The sequence below is a fragment of the Massilia sp. P2_C2 genome (genome assembly GCF_056404615.1).
In genome coordinates this window covers 1-6,699 of sequence record NZ_JBFUDR010000315.1, presented here as the reverse complement: position 1 = coordinate 6,699, position 6,699 = coordinate 1, and the positions used below count along the sequence as shown (strand labels likewise).

The window sequence follows — 6,699 nt, the reverse complement described above, 5'->3', positions numbered from 1 at the left end:
CGTGTCGCGCCTGGCCGACACGCCGCCCGACGCCGTGCGCTACGACACTCGCATCCTGCTCGTCGACGTGCATGCGGGCGGCCGCGTGCGCCGCCTCGGGCTGAAGTGCGAGCGCGTGATCGGCGTGGCTACCATCGACGGTCCGCTGGCCGACGCGGGTGTGGCCTGCGCACCCTGGCTCGGCCAGGTCGCGCCCGATGTGCACGGCATGCTGCAGTTGCTCGATCCCGCGCGCCTGCTCGCGCCCGACGTCGAGGCCCTGCTGTTCGGTACGGGAGATGCGACATGAACCTGACACGCCGCCTGCGCGCCGCCACCGGCCTCGACCTGTCCGTCGCCGCGGTCGAACGGGCCGTGCGCGAACGCATGCACCGGACCGGCGCAGGCATCGACTACGATCCGCAGCCCGGCACGGCCGAATTCGACGCGCTCATCGACCTCCTCGTCGTGCCGGAATCGTGGATCCTGCGCGATCCCGCCGTGTTCGAGACCGCGCTGCGCTTCGTCCAGCGCCACCTGCTGGCGCATCCCGGGCGGCAGGTACGCGTGCTGTCGCTGCCCTGCGCCGGCGGCGAGGAACCGTATTCGCTGGCCATGATGCTGGCGCGCGCCGGCGTCCGACCGGAGCATTGCCGCATCGACGCGTTCGACGTATCGCGCGCCGCCATCGAGCGCGCCCGCGCCGGCCGCTTCACGCGCAACGCCTTCCGCAACCCGCGCACCGACCTGGACCAGGAAGCGCTGCGCGTCCGGTTCTTCAGCGCGGACGGCGACGGCTATGTGATCGACCCTGCGCTGCGTGCGTACGTCACATTCGACCAGGCCAACCTGCTCGACCTCGACCCGGTCCGCACGGGCACGTACGACCTCATATTCTGCCGCAACCTGCTGATCTACTTCGATGCCGCCATGCAGGTACGCGCCGCGGCGCGGCTGTACGCCCTGCTGGCCGACGACGGCCTGCTGCTCGCCGGCTATGCCGAGGCGCCGGCCCTGTGCCGCAACGGCTTCGGACCGCGCACGCCGCGCGACACGTTCGCGCTGCGCAGGCAGTCCGGGCGCGTGACCGACCTCCCGCGCCCGGACGCGCGCGCCACGCCGCGTCCCACGCACATGCCCGCATCCCCGCCCGCGCCCGCGATGCCGCGGCCGGCACCGCCGCAGGCGGCCCCGGCACGGCGCGACCTGCTGGCCGAAGCGAAGAGTCATGCGAACGCGGGCCGGCTGACCGAGGCCGAGCAGGCCTGCCGCGACGCGCTGGCCCTGCGCGGGGAAGACGCCGAGGCCTGGTTCCTGCTGGGCCTCACGGCCGAATGCGCGCACCGGCCGCAGGAAGCGGAACGCTGCTGGCGGCGCTGCGTCTACCTCGATCCGGACCACTACGAAGCCACGTGCGGCCTGTCCCTGCTGTTCGAGCAGCGCGGTGACGCGGCCCTCGGCGCCGACTTCCGCCGGCGCGCCGCCCGCATCTACGCCCGGCGCGGGAGCGTGACGGCATGAAGCACCTTCCGATCCAGCAGGAATGGAACGAGGACGCCTGCTGGCGCCGCATCGGCGTTTCCGGCGACCGCAGCTGCCCGGAACTCGCGCTCCACGTCCATTGCCGCAACTGCCCCGTGTATTCGGGCGCGGCCCAGCGCAACCTGCAGCGCCCCGTCGACGCGGCCTATCGCGAAGCATGGGCGCGCGAACTGGCGCGCCCGGAACCCCCACCCGTCCACACGGACGCCGCGGCATTCGTGTTCCGCGTCGGCCGCGAATGGCTGGCCGTGCCGATGGCGCTGGCGGTGGAGGTCGCGCCGCTGGCATCCACGCACCGCCTGCCGCACCGCAGCCACGGCGCCCTGCTCGGCATCGTCAACGTCGGCGGCCGCCTGCTGCCGGCCGTGTCGCTCGCCCGCCTGATGGACGTCGACACGGATGGCGTGCCGCCGCTGGGCCGCCACGCGTTCGCGCGCCTGGTGGTGCTGGCGCTCGGTGCGCACCGCTACGCGCTGCCGGTGGACGAGGTGCACGGCGTGCTGCGCCACGTGAGCGGCGCCATGCGCCCGCCCGCCGCCAACATCGGTCGCGCGCCGTCGCCGCTCGTCGCCGGCATGATCGCCGACAGCACCATCGAGGCCGCGCTGCTCGACACGGCGCAGCTGGCGACGCATCTGGAGGCCCAACTGCGATGAGCATGGACGACGAAGACCTGAGCCGGTTCTCGATGCTGGACCTGTTCCGCATGGAGACGCGCGAGCAGATGCGCGTACTGACGGACGGCCTCCTTCTGCTCGAACAGGGCGCGGCCGACGCGGCCATGCTGGAATCGATGATGCGCGCAGCGCACTCCGTGAAGGGTGCCGCCGCGATCGTCGGCCTCGATCCGGCGCTGCGCCTCGCGCACGCGATGGAAGACGTGCTGGTGGCCGCCCAGGAAGGCCGCACGCAGCTCGACCCGGACGCCGTCGACGTGCTGCTGGGCGCCGTCGACCTGCTGCAGCAACTGGCCGACCTGCCCGAATCGGATGCCGGCGGCGCCGACACGCCGCATGGCGCGCGCCTGGCCGACCTGCTGGCGGCGCTGGCGGGGCTGCGCGGGCGGGCGCGGACGGCCGCGCCGAAGGCACCGTCCGCACCGTCCGAGCCGTCCCCGACACCTGCACCTCCTGCACCTCCTGCGCCTCTTGCACCTCCTGCGCCGCCGACCGCACCTGCGATGCCCGCGATGCCCGCTCCAGCGCCCGCCCCGGCGCCTGCGCCGACCCTCGCGCCCGCCACCGGCAGCGACGAACTGGCGACACTGGCCGGACAGGCGCGCCTGCACGCGGGCCAGCTGCGCCCGTGGATCGCGTCGCTGCAGCGCTACAAGCGCCACCAGCGCGGCGTGTTCGAGGCGCTGGACCAGTTGCAGGATGCGATCCGCACGAAGGGTGATCCGCACCTGGCCGAACTGGCGCAGCTGGTGGCCGACCGGGCCGCGCCGCTGCGCGACGACCTGCACCGCACGATCCGCGATGCCGAGAACTACGAGCGCCAGGCGGTGAACGTATCCACGCGCCTTGCCGACGAAGTGCTGGCGCTGCGCATGTGCCGCTTCGCCGACGGCGTGCACGGGTTGCCGCGCATGGTGCGCGACCTGGCGCGCGGCCTGGGCAAGGACGTGCGGGTGGAGATCGATGGCGCGGACACGCTCGTCGACCGCGCCGTGCTGGCGCGCATGGAAGCGCCGCTGAACCAGTTGCTGCGCAACGCCGTCGACCACGGCATGGAACATCCGGACGAGCGCGTGGCCGCCGGCAAGCCCGCGCACGGCTCGATCCGACTGCAGGCGCGCCACCGCGGCGGCATGCTGGCGCTCGAAGTGGCGGACGACGGCGGCGGTGTCGATCCGGAGCGCATCCGCGCGGCCGCCGTGCGCCGCCAGGTGGCCGCGCCCGCGTTCGCGCCCGAGCTGAGCCAGGCGGAGCTGATGGAATTCCTGTTCCTGCCCGGCTTCTCGCTGAAGGACAGCGCCAACGAAATTTCAGGACGCGGCGTCGGACTGGACGTCGTGCAGGAAGCCGTGCGGCGCCTGAACGGCACGGTGCGCGTCGAGTCCACGCTGGGCGCGGGCTTCCGCACCGTGATCACGCTGCCCCTGACGCAGTCGATCGTGCGCGCCCTCGTCGTCGACGTGGCCGGCGAGGCGTATGCGCTGCCGATCGCGCGCGTGGAGCGGGTGCTGCGCGTGCCGGCGACCGACGTGCTTACCTTGCAGGGACGGCAGTACATCACCCTGGGCGACACGGGCGAGCAGCTGGGTCTCGTCGCCGCCGGCCAGGTGCTGGAGCTGGGCGAGACCGTCGCCGGTGCGGACCTGGCGCTGGTCGCCATCGGCACGGGCCGCGAGCGCTATGGCCTCGTCGTCGATGCCGTGCACGGGGAGCAAAGCCTGACGGTGCAGCCGCTCGAGCCCACGTTCGGCAAGCTGCGCGACGTGGCCGCCGCCGCCCTGCTCGACGACGGCACGCCGGTGCTGATCCTGGACGTGCCCGACCTGGTGATGTCGATCGGCCGCCTGCTGGACACCGGCGCCGCGCTGCGCCTCGGCCTGCAGGCGGCCGGTCCGGCTGGCGGCGCGAGCGCACGGCGCGTGCTGGTGGTGGACGATTCGCTCACCGTGCGCGAGATGCAGCGCAAGCTGCTGGCGGCGCGCGGTTACCACGTCGACGTGGCGCTGGACGGTGTGGATGGCTGGAACCAGTTGCGCGCCGCCGACTATGATCTTGTGATCACGGACATCGACATGCCGCGCCTGGACGGCATTGGCCTGCTCGAGCGCATCCGCCACGATCCACGTCTTGGCCGCCTGCCGGTAATGATCGTATCCTACAAGGACCGTCCGGAAGACCGCACGCGCGGGCTGGAGGCGGGCGCGGATTATTATCTTGCCAAGGGCGCCTTCCACGACGCCACGCTGCTCGATGCCGTGCGCGACCTGATCGGCATGGCCCATGGAGAAGGAACGTCATGAGAATAGGCATCGCCAACGACAGCCCGACCGCGGCCGAGGCCCTGCGCCGCGCGCTGGCGGCGGCCGGTGAGCACCAGGTCGCCTGGGTGGCCCGCACGGGCGCCGACGCCGTGCGCCTGTGCCGCGACCTGCCGCCCGACCTCGTACTGATGGACCTCGCCATGCCCATGCTGGACGGCGTCGAAGCCACCCGCCGGATCATGCGCGAGGCGCCGTGCGCGATCCTGATCGTCACGGCCGCGCCGCAGGACAACGTGGGCCAGGTGTTCCGCGCCCTCGGCGCCGGCGCCCTCGACGTGACGGCTACGCCAGTGCTGCTCGGACGCGGCGGCGAGGACGCGCTGCTCGCGAAGATCCGCACGATCGCCAAACTGATCGCGGCCACGCCCGCCGCGCCGTCCCCCGTGCCGGCCGCGGCGCCGGCGGCGTCGGGGTCCGCCGTCACGCGCCTGGTGGCCATCGGCGCCTCCACCGGCGGACCGGTCGCACTGGCGCGGGTACTGGCGCGCTGGCGCCCGCCACCCGACACGGCCGCCGTCGTCGTCCAGCACATCGACCCCGCCTTCGCCGGCCACCTGGCGCGCTGGCTGGGTGAACAGACCGGCGTCCCGGTGCGGGCGATCGCGGGCGGCGACGCGCTCGAGGGCGGCCTCGTGCAGGTGGCCGCCAGCGACGACCACCTGCGTCTCACCCCCGCCCACCGGTTCGCCTACGACGCCCATCCGCGCGACGAAGTCTACCGCCCGTCCATCGACGTGTTCTTCCACTCGGTGGCGCGCTACTGGGACAAAAGCGCCACCGGCGTGCTCCTCACCGGCATGGGGCGGGATGGCGCCAACGGCCTGCTTGCCATGCGCCGGGCAGGCCAGGCCACGATCGCCCAGGACGAAGCCAGCAGTGCCGTGTACGGCATGCCGCGGGCGGCGGCCGAACTCGGCGCAGCAGAAAAAATTTTGGCACTCGACAATATTGCACCCGCGCTGGGTTAAAATGATGTTTGACATCCTCCACCCCACYCGGTTAACAATTTAGCTCGATGCACGCAGTCCGCCTCACCGAAGCCGGCGAGCGGGACGACGCCGACTTCAAGGTGCGCGTCCTGCTGGTCGACGACCAGCTCATCATCGTCGAAGCCGTCCGGCGCATGCTGGCGGGTCATGCCGACATTGAATTCCATTACGTCACCGATCCGCTCGCGGCCCCGGCGGCGGCCAGGATGTACCGTCCTACCGTGATCCTGCAGGACCTCGTCATGCAGGGCAGCGACGGCTTCCAGCTGATCCAGGCCTACAAGGACGACGAGACCCTGGGCCCGGTTCCCGTGGTCGTGCTGTCGACCAAGGAAGAAGCGAAGCTGAAGGCGCATGCGTTCGCCATCGGCGCGCACGACTATCTCGTCAAGCTGCCCGACCAGCTGGAGCTGGTGGCGCGCATCCGCCACCATTCCGCCGGCTACATCAGCGGACTGCAGCGCGACGCGGCCTTGCGCTCGCTGCGCGCGAGCCGGGAAGAATTGACGCGCGCGAACGAGGAATTGCGCCGGCTGGCCGCGCTGGACGGCCTGACGGGCATCGCCAACCGCCGCCGCTTCGACGAGGCGGCACACGCCGAATGGCAACGCGGCCGGCGCCAGCGCACGCCGCTGACCCTGCTGCTGTGCGACGTCGACCATTTCAAGCTGTACAACGACCATCTGGGCCACCCGGCCGGCGACCTGTGCCTCAAGAAGACGGCCGCCGTGCTGACGGGCCAGCTGAAGCGCCCGGYCGACCTGGCGGCACGCTATGGCGGCGAGGAATTCGCGCTGCTGCTGCCCGACACCGACCTGGCCGGCGCCCTGCGCGTGGGCGAGGCCTGCCGTGCCGGACTGGAACAGCTGGCGCTGCCGCATCCGGGAGCGCCGCGCGGGTTCGTCACGATGTCGATGGGCGTGGCCTGCACCGTGCCCGGCGAGGACGACGCCCTGGAAGACCTGCTCGCCCGGGCCGATGCGGCGCTGTACGAGGCCAAGCGTAGCGGCCGTAACCAGGTCAGCCCGGCCGGCTAAGCCCCCCGTAGGGTGGGCATTTGGGGCCGGGGGCCCCAAATGAAACGTGCCCACGCGTAACGCCAACGCACCGCACACGTCACGCGTGGGCACAGGGGTGTGTTTAGCACAGGGACATAGGTAACACATGTCTAGAGACATGGGTGACACTCCC

5 protein-coding genes and 1 pseudogene are annotated in these 6,699 nt (G+C 72.1%); all 6 read left to right on the top strand.

All coding sequences use genetic code 11. The features are described 5' to 3' along the window. Nucleotides 1–289, top strand: a pseudogene (locus AC1DYX_RS25730) (chemotaxis protein CheW); the annotation flags it as partial. Beyond that, nucleotides 286–1,500, top strand: coding sequence for a CheR family methyltransferase (locus tag AC1DYX_RS25725; RefSeq protein ID WP_477264161.1), 1,215 nt, complete (start codon nucleotides 286–288; stop codon nucleotides 1,498–1,500). The pseudogene AC1DYX_RS25730 and the gene AC1DYX_RS25725, both read left to right, overlap by 4 nt. Next, the gene (locus tag AC1DYX_RS25720) at nucleotides 1,497–2,177 is read left to right on the top strand and encodes a chemotaxis protein CheW (RefSeq protein WP_477264159.1); all 681 of its coding nucleotides are present in this window, start codon (nucleotides 1,497–1,499) and stop codon (nucleotides 2,175–2,177) included. The genes AC1DYX_RS25725 and AC1DYX_RS25720 overlap by 4 nt, the downstream gene beginning before the upstream one ends. Beyond that, nucleotides 2,174–4,498 carry a hybrid sensor histidine kinase/response regulator gene (locus AC1DYX_RS25715; protein ID WP_477264157.1) on the top strand — a complete coding sequence of 775 codons (2,325 nt, stop codon included), beginning with the start codon at nucleotides 2,174–2,176 and terminating at the stop codon, nucleotides 4,496–4,498. Before AC1DYX_RS25720 ends, AC1DYX_RS25715 begins: the two co-directional genes overlap by 4 nt. Then, the gene (cheB, locus tag AC1DYX_RS25710) at nucleotides 4,495–5,487 is read left to right on the top strand and encodes a chemotaxis-specific protein-glutamate methyltransferase CheB (RefSeq protein WP_477264155.1); all 993 of its coding nucleotides are present in this window, start codon (nucleotides 4,495–4,497) and stop codon (nucleotides 5,485–5,487) included. The genes AC1DYX_RS25715 and cheB overlap by 4 nt, the downstream gene beginning before the upstream one ends. Before the next feature lie 47 nt (nucleotides 5,488–5,534). Further along, nucleotides 5,535–6,545, top strand: a complete 1,011-nt coding sequence (locus AC1DYX_RS25705; RefSeq protein ID WP_477264153.1) for a GGDEF domain-containing response regulator — start codon at nucleotides 5,535–5,537, stop codon at nucleotides 6,543–6,545. Nucleotides 6,546–6,699: the final 154 nt, after the last annotated feature.

Bases quoted from the DNA above. Each gene is read 5' to 3' on its own strand.
- AC1DYX_RS25720 (WP_477264159.1), top strand. From the start codon at position 1,497: ATGAAGCACCTTCCGATCCAGCAGGAATGGAACGAGGACGCCTGCTGG.
- AC1DYX_RS25715 (WP_477264157.1), top strand. From the start codon at position 2,174: ATGAGCATGGACGACGAAGACCTGAGCCGGTTCTCGATGCTGGACCTG.
- AC1DYX_RS25725 (WP_477264161.1), top strand. From the start codon at position 286: ATGAACCTGACACGCCGCCTGCGCGCCGCCACCGGCCTCGACCTGTCC.
- cheB (WP_477264155.1), top strand. From the start codon at position 4,495: ATGAGAATAGGCATCGCCAACGACAGCCCGACCGCGGCCGAGGCCCTG.